Source organism: Nocardia sp. NPDC055165 (assembly GCF_053606985.1).
On the sequence record NZ_JBSGSS010000001.1, the window covers coordinates 592,038 to 610,510 of the forward strand.

The window sequence follows — 18,473 nt, forward strand, 5'->3', positions numbered from 1 at the left end:
TTTCTGTTCGAAGGGTTCGCCGAGGCATGCGCCCGGCGAGCTGGATTCAGCGGCGTTCCAGTGCCCGATCGAGTAGGTACGGATCGTGGGCATTGATCAGGAGCAGGTCGGGGTCGGCGGCGGTCCACAGCTCGGCGAGACGTTCGTGGTTGGCCTTGACCCTGGTCCAGTCGGCGGCGATGACACGTTCCATCGCGGTGAGAGCCCTTGGCGCGGAACGGGACCCATCGAGCTGGCCGTGGTGATAGAAGGAATCGCCGACATGCAGAATCCAGCGATCACCGGCGTCGACCGCCACCACCGCGTGACCCCGGCTGTGGCCGGGGAGATTGATCAGCACGATCCCGGGTGAGATGCCGGTGAGCTCTTCCGCACCGGCGAACCCGCGCCATGACTCCCCCGCGGCCGGTGTGTACTCGACGAGGACCGGGTGGTGGGAGCGCTGTGCGGGGAGGTAGCGGCCGCGTTCGATCAGCGTGCGCGGATGCCGGGAAGCGAAGGCCTCTGCCGCGGTGAGGTGCACCCGGGCCCAAGGGAAGTCGGCTAAACCGCCGGCATGGTCGGCGTCGAAGTGGGTGAGCACGATGTGGCGCACATCGTGGGGATCGAAGCCGAGCCTCTGGATCTGCGTGATCGCGGCCTCGGCCGGGTCGAAGACGGGTCGGACGTACCAGCGGCCCGCACCGAACCTCGGCCCCGGAGAACGGGAGTCCTGTAACCCCAGGCCCGCATCCACGAGCACGAGCCCTCGCGGTGTTTCCACCAGCAGCACGTGACAGACCAGCCCGCCGGGAGTCGCGGGTGGGTGCATGGTTCCGCAGTTGAGGTGATGGACCTTCATCCGCCCAGTGCTGCCTTCATCTCGTCCATCGCCGCGGGATCGCCGCTGAGCAAGGCCGGATCGATGACCTGGATCGGGTGGGTGCCGTCCCAGTTCGCCGCCGCGACCTTGATCAGGTCGAAGACGAACTTCTTCGATCCGCTCAGATCCGAGATCTCGACGACGGTGCCGGGATGATGTTCGGTCTCCAGGTAGGCGAATCGACCTGTCGGACCGCCGATTTCGCCTTCCTGTCCGACAGTGAACCCGGCGGCCAGCGCTCGGTCGTAGAGTTCCTGATAGTTTTCCGCCCAGTAGGCGATGTGCTGCACGCCTTCGTGGCCGGCGTCGAGAAAGTCCTTGTACATCGACGGTTCCGCGTTCACGGGCTGAATGAGCTCGAGCTGGATGTCGCCGCTGTTGGCGACCGCGACATCCATCACCATGCCCGACGGCTCACCGCGATAGGTGAAGTTCCCCGGCCGCAGGCCGCGCAGATGGAACCAGGGCCCGATTCCGCTGTCGATGAATCCGCGCAGCGACGACTCGAGATCACGGACGACATAACCGATCTGGCGAATGGTGCCGAACATGTTGGCCCGCGGTGACGGTGCCGGAGCGGGCCCGGTATGCGCGTCGGCGAAGGACAAGATGATCTTGCCGACCGCCGAGTTCCGCCGGAGCCGCTCGGCCGCGTGCTCGGCTTGTTCGGGGGCGAAAACGGCGTCCACGCGTGGGCTGATCGTTCCCGCGGCGACCGCGGGAAGGACCTGCGAGGTCAGCGCGGCGACTACCTCGGCCAGCTCGGCACGGGTGCGGATGCTGAAGGTAGTGCCGAGCAGTCGCTGGCGACGGAAAGCGATCGTGTCCAGATCGAGGGTGGTCGTGGCGCCGGCAAGTCGGCCGATACTGACGATGGCGCCGCCGATCGCGGTGGCAGCGGGCAGCTGCGCGAAGAGTTCACCGCCGACATGGTCGAGGGTGATATCGACGCCGTTGCCGTTCGTCGCGGACGCCACCGCTGCCGCGAGATCCTCACCAGTGGTATCGACAGCGAGGTCCGCGCCCGCGGCGGTGAGTGCGTCTCGCTTGTCCGCGCTGGTGGTTGTCGCGATGACGGTGCTCGCGCCGAGTGCTTTGGCGAGTTGAATGCCGACCAGCCCGATCGAGCTGGTCCCACCGACGATCAGCACGCTGTTGCCCGCGACGAAACCCGCCTGACTGACCAGCGCGTCGTGTTCGGTGATCAGCACGATCGGCAGGGACGCGGCCTCCTCGAAGCTCAGCCCCTCGGGGATGGGCACGAGTAACCGTGGATCACACAGCGCGTAGTCGGCGAAGCCGCCGATCGTGATCCCCATGACCCGAGTCCCCGCGCACAGATGTGGCGCGAGCGGACTCGACGTCTCCACAATGCCCGCTACTTCCATGCCCGCGGTGAATTCACCCGCCTGCTGGGAGTTGGCAGAGTAGGTACCTTCCAGGGCGTAGAGGTCGGCGCGGTTCAGCCCGGCGGCCATCACCTGAATGCGGACCGCACCGAGTTGGTGCGGAGTATCGATATCGCGCAGCTGCCAGTGGGGTCCGGCGCCGCCGATGAGTGCACGCATGTGCGGGATTCCTTTCACAGCATTGTGGAATGGCTGGTTGGCCCTGAGGTCACCGGTGCGTGATCGCACCGTGGGTGAATGTCGGTGAGGTACCAGGATTGGTCCACGCCGCTGTCAGCTCGCTCGACGGGAAGAACTGCACGAAGCGGGAATCACGTTGGCTTCGATCGGCCAGCGTCTTCTCCAAGATGATCGAGTTGTATTGATCGACAGTGGTTTCGATGGTGTTGGCATTGAGCACGATCTCCTGTCCCCACTCCCGCGCCCAACGCGCGATCCCGGGCATCCGGGAGAACTCCGGGGTGAGGCATTCCGCAGCGATGACGTTCTCACTGCTGACCCAGACCCCGGTGGAGGTATGGAGCACCAAGCTCTGGTTACCGAAGACGTGGCCGGGGGTTTTCACCACCGCGACGCCGGGACCGAGCACCACCGACCCGTCGATGGGCAGGAACGACTCCGGCGACACATCGCGGTAGGCCCCGGGCTGGTACCACGGGCGCTGTATCGGGTGCAGATCCGCCATCGCGGCCAGTTCGTCACGCTGCACGATGACCTTCGCGCGCGGGAAAACGGGTTTCGGTTGCTCGCCGAGGTCGGCCTGGTGAGTGGTGGTGCCGATCCAGCGGCGCAGGTCCTGGGTATGCAGGTGGTCGAACATCAGGTAATCGACCTCGGCCGGATCGATTCCGAGGCGGGACAGGTGCTCGACCACAGTGCCGTGTTCGGTCACCATCCGTTTCGACACCATGTCGGGGGTCCGTTCGACGAGCTTGTCGAAGTACGGCGTGTAGCGGCCGAGTTCGACATCGCTGGGCTCGAAGAGCAGCACCCGTGGCGTCCCGTCGCTCTCACGCCACCTGATGACCAACATCCGGTTGGTGATCGCGAGGAACGGCGCTATCGCGCGGGACGCGCGGAACAAGCCGAACCGTGTCGGATACGGCAGGGTGATCAGGTCACAGGTCGTGACGCTGTCGGGAGTGCCGGTTCCGAGGAACTCTTGCCTGAACGCCACCGCCTGGGCCCGGATCGCGGTGAGCCGGGCACCCGGACCACCAGAGATCGCCGAGAGGTCGGTCAGGCTGTCGACCCGCACACCAACACTCGCCAGATCCAGCACATCGCCTTGATGCCAGGGCATCCGCATCGATTTCACCTCACGTCATTAATTCCACGGTGTGGGATTAATGACAGATTAAACCCACACCGTGGAAATATGCAAGAGTGGGTTTAATGAACGCCATGACCGACGCGACAACAGGCCTGCGACAGCCCCGACGAGGCCGTCCGCCGAAGACTCAGGCCCAGCTTTCACGCACCGCGATCCGCGAGGCCGCGCTCTCGGTCATCGACGCCGAGGGCACAGACGCCGTCAGCATGCGGTCGGTCAGCCGGGTCCTGGGGGTCGACGCCAAAAGCCTCTACCACTACGTCGAGGACAAAGGCGATCTGCTCGACGCTGTCGCCGAGCATGTACTCGAACAACTACGCCCGCCGGACGCGACCGACTCGATCGAGCGCGATGTACGCGCGTGGGCCAACGAATTCCGCCGAATCACCCTCGCCCACCCCCAGGCCGCGACGCTGGTGCTGACCCGCCAACTCTCCTCGACAGTCGGCCTTGCCCCCGTCGAAGGAATCCTTACCGTGCTACGACGCACGGGCCGCAGCCCCGAGGAGGCGGTCCATCTCATGCGCACGCTGCTGGCAACGCTCATCGGAACATTGCTGCGCGAGGCCGCAGCCGGACCGACGTTCGGGTCGGAAGACCCCACCCAAATCGCCGAGCGTCAGTCCACGCTCGAAGGATCGGGACTGCCGCAGATCGGACTCGCCGCACCGTTTCTCGCCCGATTCGACCGCGATCGCGAGTTCGACTTCACAGTCGACCTGATCGTCCGCCTCGCCACCACCCCGATATCACCGGCGAGCCCATGAGCCGCACCGACACCGCCGATCGGCCGGAAGACGTGACGATGCGCATCCCATTCGACGTCGCCGAGAACACGACGAAGCACCGGAACCTGTTCTACCGTAACAAGATTCGAGATTTCACCGGTTAGCCTTGTGGCCCGGCAACCGACCGTGGCCGGGAGGACCTGATGACAGCGTCACCAACTCGACTCCGCACCCTGCACCGCCGACTACTCGGCTTGGTCACCACACTCGGCATCGTCGCCGCACTCACCGCACCCGGTGTCGCCTCCGCGGCCACCGCGACAGTGGATCATCGCATCACCCGCAGCGAACGCTGGGAGCAGCTCTACGTCTTCTCCCCCGCCATGGGCCGCGTCGTCGGACTCGACATCCTGCACCCCACCGGCACAGCCCCACGCCCGACGCTGTACCTGCTCGACGGCACCGGCGCCGACAACAATCAAACTCAGAGCACCTGGACCCTGCGCACCGACGCCACCCGCTTCTTCGCCGACAAGAACGTCAACGTGGTCATGCCGATCGGCGGCGGCGGCACCTTTTACACCGATTGGCTCGACGACGACACCGTCCTCGGACACAACCGCTGGGAAACCTTCCTCACCCACGAACTACCACCGCTGATCGACCGAGAACTGAGGGGCAACGGCAAGAACGCGGTCGCGGGACTGTCGATGGGCGGCCACGCGGCAGCCACCCTGGCCTTCCGCAACCCCGGACTCTACCGAGCCGTCGGCGTCTACAGCGGCTGCCTGCTCACCTCAGGCGTCGGACAACCGATGGTGCGCGCCACCGTCCACAACCGGGGTGGCAACCCCGACAACATGTGGGGCGGATCGCTGGACCCGGGATGGGCAGCCCACGACCCGACCGAACACCTCGACGCGCTCCGCGATACCACCATCTACATGTCGGTCGGCAGCGGCACCCCAGGCCCCGCCGACGTCGACTTCGACCCGAGCTTCTCCTACCCCATCGACCTGTTCGGCGCGATCAGCCTCGAGGAAGGCGCACTCAACTGCACCCGCACCGTCGAAAAGATCATGCGCACCGCCGGCCTCAAACCGACCGTGCGCTACACCTTGTTCGGCACCCACGCATGGCCGTACTGGCAAGACGCACTCCACAGTTCCTGGCCGACCCTACGCACCGGATTAGGTCTGTAGCCACCTGGGACCACCCGACCAGCGCTGCCGGGCTGGACCGGGTGGTGAGCCGGAAGTCGTTGTCACGGACGAGGTGTTGAGCATCCGCTTTGTTGGCAGTCGGTCCGAACTGCGTCTGCCTGATCTGCGTCTGGATGGTCTCGAGAAACGAATCTCGGGCTGAACTTCGCGGCGGTCGGCCTCGGTGTGGAGGTCGGCCGCTGCGTCTTTGCCTGGCAGGTGGATCCAGTGCACGCAGCGGATCAGTATGAACTGTCACGGATTGCGTGAGTGAGTTCATAGAGCGTGTGCCGCCTTCGCAAGTAGGTTCTTGAACATGGACAACGACGGACCCAGTCGGACAGCGCTCATCACCGCCTACGCCCGCGCCTATCACCAGGTCGTTGACCGACCGCTGATCTTCACCGATCCTCTGGCGGCACGTCTGCTCGGCGTCACCGCCGAGGAACTGGCCGAATTGGGCACGCCCACAACCGATCACCTCGGTGACGGGGCCAGCGATCGGCCCCGTCGGCTGTTCTTCGCCACACGCGCGCGCTTCGCCGAGGACGTCGTGGCCGCGGCCGTCGCCGCGGGTGTGCGGCAGGTCGTTGTCCTCGGCGCAGGCCTGGACACGTTCGCCTATCGCAATCCGTTTCCGGACTTGCGTGTCTTCGAGGTCGACCACCCCGCCACCCAAGCGTGGAAACGCGAACGTCTGACCGCCGCCGGAATCGACCGCCCTGAGACATTGGCCTTTGTGCCGGTCGATTTCGAAACACAAACACTGGCAGCAGGATTGGCATCCACCGGATTCACCCGGACGGAACCGGCCGTATTCGTGTGGCTCGGCGTCGTCTTCTATCTGACTCCGAACGCCGCCCACACCACTCTCGAATACATAGCCGGTCAGGCCCAGCCGGTCGAGGTGGTCTTCGACTACCTACAGCCCGCGAACACCGACGAAGACAGTGCGCACCAGCAGGCACGTGCTGATCGACTCGCCGACGTCGGCGAACCCGTATACAGCTACTTCACGCCCGACGATATTGCCGCACAGCTGCGAGCCCTCGGCTTCACCAGCCTCGAAGACCACTCCGCCCCCGACCTGGTCACTCATTACCTCGGCGGATCCGCAAGATTCGGAAGCGAACCGCCCCACGCACTGCGCGCCATCCGCATGCTGCGCGCGAGCCGCTCAGGATCGCCCGGCGGGAACTGGGTGGTGCCGTCGAGCACACCGCACGCCACATGATGAGCAGCCAAGGCCCGGAGGCCGGACTCATGGGCGTCGAATTCCCGGTCCCCCGACCCGCATCCTCACCTGACCGCATCGCAGCCACCGGAGTTGACAGTGGGGCGATGCGGCCGACTGGCGTGGCCTCGAGGGTCGATGGAGGTCGGCGCGGCTAGGGCAGCGCCGCGCAGTTCACCGGAGCGGGCACGCCGGCGAGGCGATCGACCATCCAGGGCTGCGAGCTCGTCAGCGACGGGAAGAAGCCCAGATCGTGGGTGCCCAAGACGCCCGACATCGCGGGCACCGTGTCGTCCGCATCCAGCAGTACCGCCGCACCACCACCACACCATCGCGCGACCAGATCACGCGCGGCGGGGTACGCGGCCTTGTCGTCGTACCTGGCCGAGTAGACGCGCACCGGCGCCGCGGGAGCGGACCCGCCGAGCCGCTGCTCGTCGAACGCCTTCTTCAACTCGGGGGAACCGTCGATCACGGCCGTGAGCGGCCGTCCGCTGGTCGTCCACCGCGACGTGTCCTGGGGCTGGACGAAAGTCTCGGAGAGACCGCCCCCACACGTGCCGACGGAGTCGTGCAGGATCGCCTTACCGGTGTCGTTGAGCTCGGCGTCGAGTACCGGGCGTGTGTCGGGGTAGTCGGCGGCGATTCCGTTGAGCACCCACGCGATCGCAGGCGCGACGCCGGGGTTACCGTCGCTGCGCACGATGAAATCCTGCGGCCCCACCACCGGCCCGCCCACGTGCACCCCGCGCACGTTGAGTTCGGGTGCGTACTCGGCCTGCAGTTCGCCGGCGGCAGCGGAGGCCATCCCGCCCTGGGAGTAGCCGTAGATGATGACCGGTGAATCCGGGCCGAGCCCCGAACCGGGCAGCCGCAGCGTGGCGCGCGCGGAATCCAGCACCGCGTGCGCCTGCGTCCTACGGTTGAGGAAGTCGTGCACTCCCGGTACCGCGAAGTCGTGATAATCGGTCATCACCACCGGCATCCCGCTCGCCAGGATTTGATAGATCGCGATGATGTCGTATTCGAACACCACGTCGGCAGGCGGCTGGTACCGGATCACCTGCCCCAGCATCGCCGACGGCGAGCAGTCGGCACTCTGCCCCTGTGCGCCGCCCGCGTAGGCCACCAGTGGTCGCGGGCCGGGGCCGGTCCAGGCCTGAGTCGGCTCCAGATAGGTGCCGACCACCGTCTTCGGCGCGCCGTGGGTGTCGTTGCTGGTGTAGACGAGGCGGGTGGATCGTGCCGGTATCGGCCCGCCCGGGCCGGGAATCGTGACCGCCGTCGCCGAACCATCGGCACGGACGATGTCACCCCCCGCCACCTTCAACTGCGGCGGCTGGGCCCCTACCGTCGGTGTGGCCACGACCCCGGCGGCAACGACCACCAGGGTTCCCGTGAGTGCTGCAATCCACGCGCGTTTTCCGCTCTTCATACCGATCCTTAGTGCGAGGTGATCCGTCCAGGGCAGCTATCGAACCGAACAGCACAATCGCCACGGATGGAGCGCAACACCGCTTGTCAGCGGAACGTGAGCAGAAGAGCGTGATGTTCGACCCGACAGATCTAAATCGAAACTGCGGGCATCTCCGTCGAGCACAGAACACGGCACGGACATCACGGTGCCGGGGCCACAGCTTATGTCATGAGGCCGACACCGGTGCACAGACTCCTGCTTCGGCGTGACAACTTCGTGATCAGGCGGCTTCCGCGCGTTCCCGGGCCGGTGTGAACCCCTGTGGAACAACCGTTTCGCACACTGCGCTGCCAGCCACCTCAATTCAAGGTTCTGTCCGCTGTCGGTCGGCGGCCAGCAGTTTCGGGTCTCCTCTGTGTGCCGCGACGGGTAGACTTTTCGGATGCGGCGTACCTCAACCGCCTACCGGTCCGAGTTGATTCGCCCTGCTGAGCTGGGCGGATCGTGGCGGTCAGCGGACCCGGCGAGAAGCCCTGCAATTGCCGACAGCTCCAACTCGCCTCGGCGCAGGGCCGAGACGAGTTCTTGCCGCGCCAGGTGGCCTCACAGCCGACCAGCAACCGCCCGGCCTGCGGCACGCCCGGAGAAGATGCATCCGCCCAGGAAAGTGCCCTCCAACGCGCGATACCCGTGCACTCCGCCACCGCCGAACCCCGCGACCTCACCAGCGGCGTACAGGCCCTCGACCACCGCTGCGTCCGGCCCCAGCACTCGCGACGAGAGGTCTGTCTCCAAGCCGCCCAGCGTCTTTCGGGTGAGCAGATGCAACCGGACGGCGATCAGCGGGCCTGCCTTGGGATCGAGCAGCTTGTGTGGTGCGGCCACTCGCGTGATTCTGTCGGGCAGGTAGGCACGCGCGGCACGGATCGCCGCGATCTGGAGGTCCTTGTTGAACGCGTTGCCGAACTCGCGATCCCGCGAGGTCACCTCACGCTTCACACTCGCCACATCGAGCACGTTGTCGCCTGCCAGCTCATTCATCCGTCGCACCAGGTCGTCCAGGGTGTCCTCGACCACGAAATCGGCACCCCTGCGCTTGAACACCTCGACCGGACCCGGCGCCCCCTTCTTCACCCGTTCCAGCAACAACCTGATGTTGCGGCCGGTCAGGTCAGGGTTCTGTTCCTGACCGGACAGCGCGAACTCCTTCTCGATGATCTTCTGGTCCAGGACCAGCCAGGTGTAGTCGAATCCGGTCCGGTTGATGTACTGCATCGTGCCGAGCGTGTCGAAGCCGGGGAACAGCGGTGGGGGGAGCCGCTTTCCGGTCGCGTCCAGCCACAGCGATGACGGTCCCGGACCGATGCGGATGCCATGGTTGGGCCACACCGGGTCGTAGTTGATGATGCCCTCGGTGTAGTGCCACATCCGGTCCCGGTTGATCACGCTCGCGCCCGCGGACTCCGAGATCGCCAGCATCCGACCGTCCACATGGGCAGGAACGCCGGCCAGCATGTGCTCGGGCGCGCGGCCCATGCGCGTGGGCCAATTCTGCCGGATCAGCTCGCGGTTGTGCCCGATACCGCCGGAGGTGACGATCACGGCCTGCGCGCTGAACTCGAACTCGCCCACCGCTTTCCGCGACGACTCGACGCCTCGCGCCGCGTCCGAGGGCTCGAGGACGGTGCCACGCACACCGCTGACCGTGCCGCCGGTGACGACGAGTTCGTCGACCTGGTGTCGAAACCGGTATTCCACCAACCCCTGGTCGACGCCGGCCCGAACCCGAGACTCGATGATCTCGACGATCCGTGGCCCGGTTCCCCAGGTGATATGGAAACGGGGCACCGAGTTGCCCGGCCCGTACGCGCCGTAGCCACCCCGTTCCGCCCAGGCAACGACCGGAAACGCCTTCCAGCCGCGCTCGGCCAACCAACCGCGCATTTCACCGGCGGCGAATTCGACAAAGGCTTGCGCCCATGCGCGTGGCCATTTGTCCTCGCGCTCGCGGTCGAATCCGGCATTGCCTATCCAGTCCTGGATCGCGAGGTCATATGAGTCTTTGATGCCGACCCTGCGCTGCTCCGGACTGTTCACCAGGAACAGTCCGCCGAATGACCAGAATGCTTGGCCGCCCACATTGTTGATATTCTCCTGCTCGACGACGAGCACCCGTTTGCCGGCGTCGACCAACTCAGCCGTGGCGACCAATCCGGCGAGTCCGGCTCCGACGACGATGACGTCAGCAGATTCGGTCATCTATTTACGGTAGCTCCGCCTCCCGAACCAAGGGAAGAGGTCGACCCCACGCACCGCCAGAACCCGGCGATATCGCCGTCGGTCGCCGCGGAACAGCGGTTGTGCACAATGTCGAGGTATAGGCTCGGAGCCGGGATAGACACACAGAGGGTGCATATTCTCGGGAGAGGACATCGGTATGCCGGAAGGCACCATCGACATCGACCGCGCGGTAATGCGGTTCGCCACCTTGCTACAGATCCCGACGGTCACCACCCAGGACGAGAAGGACACCGACTGGGCCCAATTCGTGACATTCCGCGAGACACTCGACACCCTGTACCCACTGATTGCCACAAAATTGCGCAAGCAGATCTTCGCCGACCACACGCTGGTCTACCACTGGGACACCGGGTCCACCGCGGACCCGATCGTGCTCATGGCGCACCAAGACGTCGTCTCCCCCGGCGATCCGGACGGTTGGACGCACCCGCCGTTCGCGGGCACCGTCGCGAACGGCGCGATCTGGGGCCGCGGCGCCATCGACGACAAAGGCCCGCTTGTCTGCATCTGCGAAGCCGTCGAAGACCTTCTCGCCCAGGCGTTCACACCCGATCGCGACGTCTATCTGCTGTTCGGGCACAACGAGGAAGTCGCCGGCGACGGCGTCCCCACCGTGGTGGAGTACTTCCGCCGACAGCACATTGTGCCCGGCCTGGTCATCGACGAGGGCGGCGGCGTGGCGGGGGACCTGTTCCCGATCAAGGAGAAGATCGCCGCGGTCGGCACTGCCGAAAAAGGCATGCTCGACCTCCAACTGTCCGCGGTAGACCCCGGCGGCCACGCCTCCATGCCCGGTAAGCATCCGGCGACCACCCGCATCGCACGTGCCCTGGTAAAGCTGGACAACTTCACCTTTCCGCCCCAGCTCACGCCGCCGATCAGGCAGATGCTCGCCATCATCGGCGCACACTCCGGTGGCCCACTCGGCGCGGTGCTCGCACGAGCCGACAGGCTGCAGTGGCTGACCACCACCTTCATGACCCGTTCCGGTGCGCTGATGAACGCGATGATCCGCACCACCGCGGTGCCCACGGTGCTCGAAGGCAGCAAGGGCACCAATGTCATGGCCGAATCAGCGCGCGCGGTACTGAATATTCGCATCCTCACCGGGGAAACCGTCGCCGGAACCGTCGAACGCGTCCGCAAGCTGATCAACGACCCCGAAGTCCGGCTCGATATTCTCAATTCCTCCGAACCGACCCCGATCTCTCCCACCGAAGGTCCCGCGTTCGAACGGGTCGAACTGGCTGTAGCCGAAACATTTCCCGGCACGGTGACATCACCGTTTCTCGTTGTCGGCGCCAGCGACGCGCGCCACCTCGCCAATATCAGCGACTATGTCTACCGCTTCTACCCTTTCGAGCTCGACGCCGAAGCACGGGGCCTCATCCACGCCACCGACGAGCGTCTCACCGTCGACGCGCTCGAACAGGGGATTCGCTTCTACGAGGCTGTCCTGCGCCGGAGCCACTGATTCATACCGATCCGACAGCGGCCACGACATGTCGAACCACCGCTCACGGGCGTTGTCGAGCGCGGCGCATCCCTTCGAGCCGATCGAGCAATACCTCGAGAGATTCTTCGAATTCATCGGCCGAGCGGTTGGCTGCCAGGTGGCTCTGCAGGCGATAGACGTGGGGGTAGTCGGCCAGCTCCGATGATTCGTGCTGGCCGGGCTCGGCGGTGGTGATCGGGCTCAATTCGACCCCCCTGGTTGCTACCTCGAGGAGGAGGTGGCCGAGCAGGAACGTCGCGAAAGACCGATAGATTTGGACTGCCTGACGATCGTCGAAGCCATAGTGGAGCATGGTTTCGAGGAAGGATTCCATCCAGTTCAGACTGCGCAGCGGCGGGCACAACCAGGGCGCCTGCGGTGGGCTCGAGGCCATCAACGGGAAGACCTCGGGGTGCTCGATCGCGACGCGGCGCACGCCGTGCGCGAGGCGCTGCAGATACCCCTGCCAGCTGCCGCCCTCTTCGTCGGGCTCCATCAGGTTCTGCTCGTAGAGCTGGTCGACGAGGTGATCTACCACACCGGCCAGCAGGTCGTCACGCCCGGAAACGTACCGATACAGGGCCATGGCTTCGACGCCCAGCCACGAGCCCAGACGGCGCATCGTGAGATGCCCCAGGCCTTCCTGGTCGATCAGCGCAATCGCTGATTCCAGGATCAGGACCCGGTCCAGGCGCGGGGCGCGTCGAGCGTCCCCGTCCCGTGAACCGTTGTCGCGCAGCTCGGCGCCCGAGTCGATCGTGTCCTCGCTCAGGGCAGAGCTCCTGTCAAAATCTTCCGGCCCTGGTACTCCACCACGCCGCCATAACCCCAGGGTACCGGGATGTTCCGGCCGATTTCAACGCACCCCGCCCGGCAGATTTCGACACAGTGGTTTACAAGGTAAACGGATATATGTTTATCTTGTAAACGTCAGCAATGGAGCTGCACACCCCGGGTTGCGCTCGCGTCACACGGGGAACGTTGGGCCGATCGAAGGGACAGTCGTGTCTGAGAACGACAGTGGAGTAGAGGCCGGAGTCAAGGGCGTCGTCGAGGGTGTGAAGGGCAAAGCCAAGGAAGTCGCGGGTGCCGTGGTGGGCGACGACTCCTTGCTGCGCGAAGGCCGTGCGCAGCAGGACAAGGCCGAGTCGCAGCGCGAGGTCGCGGAGAAGGAAGCCGAAGCCGAGAAGGCACGGCGCGAGGCATCGGTCAATGAAGCACGTCAGCGCGCCGCCGAGCAGGACTGACAGCTCGCGTATTCGGGCCCGGCCGGTGAACCGGCCGGGCCCGTCGGCTCAGCGATATGGGCGGGCCGTGATGACACGGGCCGTTCGGTTCGGAAACAGGGAGTGACGTGATGGAAAAGCCTGCGATGCTGCGGATGGACAGTGCCGCGCGAACGACACCGGGCTGCTCCGACCGGCAATGGGCGGTGCGTGAGGCAGTGCTGAAATGGGCGCACAACGAAGATGTCCTCGACAACCCGGTGCCGGTCCTTGGTGCCTTCGTCGTCGGGGCGTCGGTCTGTTGGCCGGGAGAATCGCTGACCGAGGACGAGGTAGTTCGCGCGTCGCTGTGGCTGACGAGGATGGGGCTGTTCAACTCCATCGATCGCGACCCGGCATTCGGTCACCGCGCAACCATCTACCGCCCTCGGATCACCGCCGAAGGAATCCGCGTCGCGCGCGGCCCCGATGGAGTTCGCGGCGTTTCCTGGCCAGGCGTCATCATTCGCCCGCCCCGTCGGCCGATGCCGCCGCCGCGCGATCTCACTCCTCCCCCGCAGCCCACCGGGTAGACGTCAGCTGCCGCGCGCATCAGTTCGCCACGTGCGCAGTTCAGCTCAGGTCCGCATCCAACTGTCGCCATTGACCGGCGCCCCCAGGACATAAACCGACTCCGTCACGGACTCGACCGCCGCCCAGGTCAGGATCGGGACGTGGTGAGCCCGAGCCGGCCGATCAGCCCGGCCAGCCATTCGCGGGCGGCGGCCGGATCGTTGTCGAGCAAAAGCTGGACGGTGACACCGTCGTATGCGGCGACGACCGCGCGGGCAGCCTCACCGACCGACCCCATTTCCCTGGGCAGCCCGAGCTGACTGTTCGTCAACGTGCCCTCGATCATGCTCCGCAGCTGAGCACGGTGGGCCAAGAGTTTCGTCGCGATCTCGGGACGGCGGGCGGCGTGGGTGAGGAAGTCGGTTTTCACCAGCAGCCAATCGCGGTCGAGAAGCAAGGTGGCCGAAAGCCTGTCGGCGAAGGCCGACAGGTCCGACGGCTTCTCGATCGACGCGAGCGCCGCGCGCACCTGCTCCGTGATCAGGCTCGCGCGCTGGTCGTAGAGAACGAAGAACAACTCTTCCAGGCTGTCGAACTGGGAGTAGAACGCGCCGCGCGTGTATCCGGCCGCAGCGCACACGTCTTCGATACGGACCAGGCCGAAGCCCTTCTCCGCGAACACCGCGAACGCCGCGTCCAACAGGCGCGCCCGCGTCTCGGCTCGGCGACGGGTGACGCGGGGCGGGGAAGCCGTGGTCTCTGCTGAGGCGTTCACAGACCAACACAATACAGATGTGCATTAGATTCGATAATGTATCGGATACATGCACGTATTCATCGTGCTGGCGAGTGGAAGTAGAGGTGATCCGAATGGATGCCGATGTCATCGTTGTCGGAGCAGGCTTGGCCGGTCTGGTCGCGACCCACGAGCTGACCCGCAGGGGCAAGCGCGTGATCGTCGTCGATCAGGAGAACGCCGCCAATCTCGGCGGGCAGGCGTTCTGGTCCTTCGGCGGGATCTTCCTGGTCGACAGTCCGGAACAGCGCCGGCTGGGCATCCACGACTCACTCGATCTGGCCTGGAACGACTGGTCGGGCAGCGCCGGGTTCGATCGCCTGTCCGACGAGGACAGTTGGGCACAGCGTTGGGCCCGTGCCTATGTCGAGTTCGCCGCGGGTGAGAAGCGGTCCTACCTCACCGAATTCGGTATCAGCTTCGTACCGACGGTCGGGTGGGCCGAGCGCGGTGACCTGCGTGCCGACGGTCACGGAAACTCGGTGCCTCGATTCCACGTCGCGTGGGGCACCGGCACCGGCGTCGTCGCGCCGTTCACCGCGTCGGCGTTGCGCGCCGAAGAGACGGGTCAGGTGATCTTCCAGCACCGGCATCGCGTCGACGGCCTGGTCTTCACCGACGGCGCCGTCACCGGCGTGCGCGGGGCGATCCTGGCCGACGACGAGGCCGAACGCGGCGCACCGTCCAACCGTGACGTGGTCGGAGAGTTCGAAATATCCGCCGACGCAGTCGTTCTCGCCACCGGCGGGATCGGCGGCGATCATGACCTCGTGCGCCGCCACTGGCCCGAACAGATGGGCACACCACCGGCGACCATGATCACCGGCGTCCCCGCCTACGTCGACGGCCGGATGCTCGATATCGCCGCCGACGCGGGTGTCCGCCTGGTCAACCGCGACCGCATGTGGCACTACACCGAGGGCATCCAGAATTGGGATCCGCTCTGGCCCAGCCATGCCATCCGCATCCTGCCCGGCCCCTCCTCGATGTGGTTCGACGCCCTCGGACGGCGCCTACCCGCGCCATATCTTCCCGGCTACGACACCCTGGGCACCTTGCGCTATCTGCGCACCACCCCCGAACTCGCCCCGCACGACCACTCCTGGTTCGTCACCACCCAGCGCATCGTCGCCAAGGAGTTCGCTCTCTCCGGTTCCGAGCAGAATCCCGACATCACCGCGAAGAACCGGGTCGGCATGATCCGCGAACGCGTCTTCGGCAAAGGTGCCCCCGCACCGGTGTCGGCGTTCATGGAACACGGCGCCGATTGGGTCGTCGCCGATACCCTCGACGACCTCGTCGCGAAGATGAACGCGCTCACCGAAGAGCCCCTGCTCACCACGCACGGCCTCCGTGAGCAGATCGCCGCCCGAGACCTGCAGGTGGACAACGCTTTCAGCAAAGACGCCCAACTCCAGGGCATTCACAATTCCCGCCGCTACCTGGGCGACCGAATCACCCGTACCGCCGCACCACACCGCATCCTCGATCCGGCCGCCGGTCCGCTCATCGGCGTGAAACTCCATGTCCTGACCCGCAAATCCCTCGGCGGCATCCAGACCGACCTCGAATCCCGCGCCCTCGGCGCCGACGGCACCCCGATCCCGGGCCTCTACGCGGCCGGAGAGGCCGCCGGGTTCGGCGGCGGCGGACTGCACGGCTACAACGCTCTGGAGGGCACCTTCCTCGGCGGGTGCATTTTCTCCGGGCGCGCCGCAGGCCGGGCCGCCGCGGACAACTGACGAATCGGCGGGCCGTGGTGTCGGCCACGGCCCGCCGATCAGCGGCCCCCTCACCCGCGGATGGCATCGCTATATCCATGCCGCGGTGAAGGTTTCATGCCGATGGTCAGGAAACCGCGGCGGCGACGAAGGGGACGGAGTCGACCAAGGACGCATTGACCGTCGCGGAGTGATCGGTCGGGTAGGTATGTAGCCTCACCGGTTGACCCGCGGCGGTCAGGGTCGCGGCATAGCGCAGCGTGTTCGGGGTGATGATGTTGGTGTCACGAAGACCCTGACCGATGAATACCGGTTTGTCGAAGCCGGTTTCAGGCAACGCGAGGTAGTTGCGGAGAAGGCCTTCCGGTAGGTCGCGGAGGGGGCGAGCCAGCAGGTCACCGATGACGCCATTCGCCGCGGCGAGTTCGCCGTGGAACTGACGTTGGCAGATCTGCTGGGCACGGATGAACCAGTGCCGGCCGCTGTCGGTGAGGTAGGAGTCGATGTCGACGTCGGGGTGGCTGGTCTGCAATCCGTTGAGGATGTAGAGAATTGCCTGGGTGTTGTAGGTGCTGATCTTCATCGGCGGAAATCCGGGACCCACCGTGGCGATCAGTTCCTCGTTGTAGGCGGGCACACCGGTTCCGACCGCTCCGCGGTAGTCCAACTCCGCCCCGCCGAGTTCGGTGGCGTACCGGGCGGTGAACATCGCGGCTTCCCCACCCTGGGACTGACCGACCACGACCCATTTGTTGGATACCGTCCGGAAGTGGCGGGTCACAGCTTTGACCCCGTCGACAATGTTGGCGGCTTCGACTGCGCCGTTGAGATAGGGCTGCTGCCCTGGCGTTCCGAGCCCGGCATAGTCGGTTGCCACCACCGCATAGCCTTGGCGTAGCCACGTACCCAGGTACTCCCAGTCCCGCTGCGGCGAGCCCGGTCCGGCGACGGAGTACGCGCATTGATCCGCCAAGCCGATGGTGCCGTGCGCCCAGGCGATGATCGGCCACCCGCCGGGCGGGGGCGATCCGGACGGAAAGTACACCGCAGCACTGGACGTAGCCGGCGCTCCCCCGGCCGTTGTGGTGGTGTAGATGATCCGTGCGGGATCGACCGACCCGGGCAGGGTCGCCACGTCGGAGAGCGCCTCGACGGCCTCGACGTTGCCGGTGTCCGTCGGCGCCGCCGCGGCGGGCAGCGCCGGTGACGTCAGCGCGATGACGACAGCGGGAATGGTGAGCCATTTCGTGTGCATGAGAGACCTCGTATCAGTTGGACGGCAGCGCTCGGACGGCTGTGGCCACGGCGTCTGGCGCCTCGATCGGCAGGAAGTGCCCGATCTCGGGAACTTCGGTGAACCGGGCCAGCGGCGCGAGTTCTGCCAGGGCACGTCCCATCCCGATGACCGCGACGGGATCGGCGTCAGCCCACACGAACTGGACCGGCGTGGAACGCGTCTCGGCGACCAGCGCGTCGAGCCACCGTTCCTGGTGCAGATAGCGTTCCCGCACGTAGGCGTAGACGTGCGGCAACCGTTGGCCACCGTCTTGGTAGGCCAGCAGTTCGGTCATGACCTGAGCGTCCTGGCTGGTGATCCGACCCGGCCGGGACATGAGTTTCTGCAGTCCGGGCACGTAGTCAGGAAGTATCTCGGCACACAGTGCCAACGCTTCCGGCAATCGTGAGGGTGTCTCGAGCATGCGCTGGAAGTCGGTCAGTTGGGCGTGGGTCTTCAGGATGCTGCCGTTGAGAAAGGTGGAGCCGACGATCGCGAATTTCAGTGTCTCCGCGTGCTTTCGGGCCAGAAGTTCGGTGTGCAGGCTGGTGCCCATGTCGTGGGAGACCACATGAGCGGCGGTGATGCCGAGTTCGCCGACGACAGCTTCGACGATGTCGGCCTGCTGGAACAGCGAGTAGCTGTAGGCGAGAGGTTTGTCCGACAGACCGAAGCCGGGCAGATCGACCGCAACGCAATGGAACTCGTCAGCGAGGAGGTCCATGGTGTCGCGCCAGTCGAAACTGGAAGTCGGGAAGCCGTGGATGAACAGCAATGTGGGTCGGTCGCGGTATCCACGCGTTGACACGAACACGCGCATCCCGTCGATGGTGATATGTGCGCCCTGATCGAACCAGGCTTGTGTGGCGGAAGTGGTATGGGTCCACATGACAGGTTCCTTCGGTCGAATGTGTTCGGTAC

17 protein-coding genes are annotated in these 18,473 nt (G+C 65.7%); 8 read left to right on the forward strand and 9 right to left on the reverse strand.

What is annotated here, in order from left to right:
- Positions 1-46 precede the first annotated feature (46 nt).
- The 3 genes from ACWFRF_RS02905 to ACWFRF_RS02915 are packed head-to-tail and all read right to left on the reverse strand — an operon-like array spanning position 47 to position 3,580.
- A complete protein-coding gene (locus tag ACWFRF_RS02905; RefSeq protein WP_452448676.1) occupies positions 47-841 on the reverse strand; it encodes an MBL fold metallo-hydrolase in 795 nt (264 codons plus the stop codon).
- Positions 838-2,430, reverse strand: a complete 1,593-nt coding sequence (locus ACWFRF_RS02910; RefSeq protein WP_452448677.1) for a zinc-binding dehydrogenase — start codon at positions 2,428-2,430, stop codon at positions 838-840. The genes ACWFRF_RS02905 and ACWFRF_RS02910 overlap by 4 nt, the downstream gene beginning before the upstream one ends.
- Positions 2,431-2,479: 49 nt before the next feature.
- A complete protein-coding gene (locus ACWFRF_RS02915) occupies positions 2,480-3,580 on the reverse strand; it encodes a hypothetical protein (RefSeq protein ID WP_452448678.1) in 1,101 nt (366 codons plus the stop codon).
- Positions 3,581-3,666: 86 nt separating this feature from the next.
- On the opposite strand from ACWFRF_RS02915, the gene ACWFRF_RS02920 reads away from it, so the two are divergent.
- The 4 genes from ACWFRF_RS02920 (at position 3,667) to ACWFRF_RS02935 (ending at position 6,768) form a co-directional block, all read left to right on the forward strand.
- Positions 3,667-4,371 carry a TetR/AcrR family transcriptional regulator gene (locus ACWFRF_RS02920; RefSeq protein WP_452448679.1) on the forward strand — a complete coding sequence of 235 codons (705 nt, stop codon included), beginning with the start codon at positions 3,667-3,669 and terminating at the stop codon, positions 4,369-4,371.
- The gene (locus tag ACWFRF_RS02925) at positions 4,368-4,496 is read left to right on the forward strand and encodes a hypothetical protein (protein ID WP_452448680.1); all 129 of its coding nucleotides are present in this window, start codon (positions 4,368-4,370) and stop codon (positions 4,494-4,496) included. The genes ACWFRF_RS02920 and ACWFRF_RS02925 overlap by 4 nt, the downstream gene beginning before the upstream one ends.
- A gap of 39 nt (positions 4,497-4,535) precedes the next feature.
- Complete coding sequence (locus ACWFRF_RS02930; protein ID WP_452448681.1) at positions 4,536-5,534, forward strand: alpha/beta hydrolase; 999 nt, start codon at positions 4,536-4,538, stop codon at positions 5,532-5,534.
- Between the two features lie 316 nt (positions 5,535-5,850).
- The gene (locus ACWFRF_RS02935) at positions 5,851-6,768 is read left to right on the forward strand and encodes a class I SAM-dependent methyltransferase (RefSeq protein WP_452448682.1); all 918 of its coding nucleotides are present in this window, start codon (positions 5,851-5,853) and stop codon (positions 6,766-6,768) included.
- Positions 6,769-6,922: 154 nt separating this feature from the next.
- Here ACWFRF_RS02935 and ACWFRF_RS02940 read toward each other — a convergent pair whose 3' ends face one another.
- Both ACWFRF_RS02940 and ACWFRF_RS02945 read right to left on the reverse strand, forming a co-directional pair.
- Positions 6,923-8,203 carry a lipase family protein gene (locus ACWFRF_RS02940; RefSeq protein ID WP_379315285.1) on the reverse strand — a complete coding sequence of 427 codons (1,281 nt, stop codon included), beginning with the start codon at positions 8,201-8,203 and terminating at the stop codon, positions 6,923-6,925.
- 585 nt (positions 8,204-8,788) lie between these two features.
- Positions 8,789-10,444 (reverse strand): FAD-binding dehydrogenase, encoded by a 1,656-nt coding sequence (locus tag ACWFRF_RS02945; protein ID WP_452448683.1) that lies wholly within the window; start codon positions 10,442-10,444, stop codon positions 8,789-8,791.
- A 178-nt stretch (positions 10,445-10,622) separates the two neighbouring features.
- Here ACWFRF_RS02945 and ACWFRF_RS02950 point away from each other — a divergent pair, with 178 nt between their 5' ends.
- Positions 10,623-11,960, forward strand: a complete 1,338-nt coding sequence (locus ACWFRF_RS02950; protein WP_452448684.1) for a M20/M25/M40 family metallo-hydrolase — start codon at positions 10,623-10,625, stop codon at positions 11,958-11,960.
- A 43-nt stretch (positions 11,961-12,003) separates the two neighbouring features.
- Here the strand turns inward: ACWFRF_RS02950 and ACWFRF_RS02955 are convergent, their stop codons facing one another.
- A complete protein-coding gene (locus tag ACWFRF_RS02955; RefSeq protein WP_452448834.1) occupies positions 12,004-12,720 on the reverse strand; it encodes a TetR/AcrR family transcriptional regulator in 717 nt (238 codons plus the stop codon).
- A gap of 265 nt (positions 12,721-12,985) precedes the next feature.
- Here ACWFRF_RS02955 and mbp1 point away from each other — a divergent pair, with 265 nt between their 5' ends.
- Together mbp1 and ACWFRF_RS02965 are read left to right on the forward strand one after the other, a co-directional pair.
- Positions 12,986-13,228: a microaggregate-binding protein 1 gene (gene mbp1, locus ACWFRF_RS02960; protein WP_379316266.1), complete on the forward strand. Its 243-nt coding sequence runs from the start codon at positions 12,986-12,988 to the stop codon at positions 13,226-13,228.
- A 110-nt stretch (positions 13,229-13,338) separates the two neighbouring features.
- Positions 13,339-13,779: a hypothetical protein gene (locus ACWFRF_RS02965; protein WP_452448685.1), complete on the forward strand. Its 441-nt coding sequence runs from the start codon at positions 13,339-13,341 to the stop codon at positions 13,777-13,779.
- A gap of 128 nt (positions 13,780-13,907) precedes the next feature.
- On the opposite strand, the gene ACWFRF_RS02970 is transcribed toward ACWFRF_RS02965, so the two are convergent.
- Complete coding sequence (locus ACWFRF_RS02970; RefSeq protein ID WP_379316264.1) at positions 13,908-14,534, reverse strand: TetR/AcrR family transcriptional regulator; 627 nt, start codon at positions 14,532-14,534, stop codon at positions 13,908-13,910.
- A gap of 95 nt (positions 14,535-14,629) precedes the next feature.
- Here ACWFRF_RS02970 and ACWFRF_RS02975 point away from each other — a divergent pair, with 95 nt between their 5' ends.
- Positions 14,630-16,297 (forward strand): FAD-binding dehydrogenase, encoded by a 1,668-nt coding sequence (locus ACWFRF_RS02975; RefSeq protein ID WP_452448686.1) that lies wholly within the window; start codon positions 14,630-14,632, stop codon positions 16,295-16,297.
- Between the two features lie 106 nt (positions 16,298-16,403).
- Here the strand turns inward: ACWFRF_RS02975 and ACWFRF_RS02980 are convergent, their stop codons facing one another.
- Both ACWFRF_RS02980 and ACWFRF_RS02985 read right to left on the reverse strand, forming a co-directional pair.
- A complete protein-coding gene (locus ACWFRF_RS02980; RefSeq protein ID WP_452448687.1) occupies positions 16,404-17,531 on the reverse strand; it encodes an alpha/beta hydrolase family protein in 1,128 nt (375 codons plus the stop codon).
- Between the two features lie 13 nt (positions 17,532-17,544).
- Positions 17,545-18,441 (reverse strand): alpha/beta fold hydrolase, encoded by an 897-nt coding sequence (locus ACWFRF_RS02985; protein ID WP_452448688.1) that lies wholly within the window; start codon positions 18,439-18,441, stop codon positions 17,545-17,547.
- Between the last annotated feature and the right edge of the window lie 32 nt (positions 18,442-18,473).

Coding starts and splice junctions, on each gene's coding strand:
- ACWFRF_RS02905 (WP_452448676.1), bottom strand. CDS start 841: ATGAAGGTCCATCACCTCAACTGCGGAACCATGCACCCACCCGCGACT.
- ACWFRF_RS02910 (WP_452448677.1), bottom strand. CDS start 2,430: ATGCGTGCACTCATCGGCGGCGCCGGACCCCACTGGCAGCTGCGCGAT.
- ACWFRF_RS02915 (WP_452448678.1), bottom strand. CDS start 3,580: ATGCGGATGCCCTGGCATCAAGGCGATGTGCTGGATCTGGCGAGTGTT.
- ACWFRF_RS02920 (WP_452448679.1), top strand. CDS start 3,667: ATGAACGCCATGACCGACGCGACAACAGGCCTGCGACAGCCCCGACGA.
- ACWFRF_RS02925 (WP_452448680.1), top strand. CDS start 4,368: ATGAGCCGCACCGACACCGCCGATCGGCCGGAAGACGTGACGATGCGC.
- ACWFRF_RS02930 (WP_452448681.1), top strand. CDS start 4,536: ATGACAGCGTCACCAACTCGACTCCGCACCCTGCACCGCCGACTACTC.
- ACWFRF_RS02935 (WP_452448682.1), top strand. CDS start 5,851: ATGGACAACGACGGACCCAGTCGGACAGCGCTCATCACCGCCTACGCC.
- ACWFRF_RS02940 (WP_379315285.1), bottom strand. CDS start 8,203: ATGAAGAGCGGAAAACGCGCGTGGATTGCAGCACTCACGGGAACCCTG.
- ACWFRF_RS02945 (WP_452448683.1), bottom strand. CDS start 10,444: ATGACCGAATCTGCTGACGTCATCGTCGTCGGAGCCGGACTCGCCGGA.
- ACWFRF_RS02950 (WP_452448684.1), top strand. CDS start 10,623: ATGCCGGAAGGCACCATCGACATCGACCGCGCGGTAATGCGGTTCGCC.
- ACWFRF_RS02965 (WP_452448685.1), top strand. CDS start 13,339: ATGGAAAAGCCTGCGATGCTGCGGATGGACAGTGCCGCGCGAACGACA.
- ACWFRF_RS02975 (WP_452448686.1), top strand. CDS start 14,630: ATGGATGCCGATGTCATCGTTGTCGGAGCAGGCTTGGCCGGTCTGGTC.
- ACWFRF_RS02980 (WP_452448687.1), bottom strand. CDS start 17,531: ATGCACACGAAATGGCTCACCATTCCCGCTGTCGTCATCGCGCTGACG.
- ACWFRF_RS02985 (WP_452448688.1), bottom strand. CDS start 18,441: ATGTGGACCCATACCACTTCCGCCACACAAGCCTGGTTCGATCAGGGC.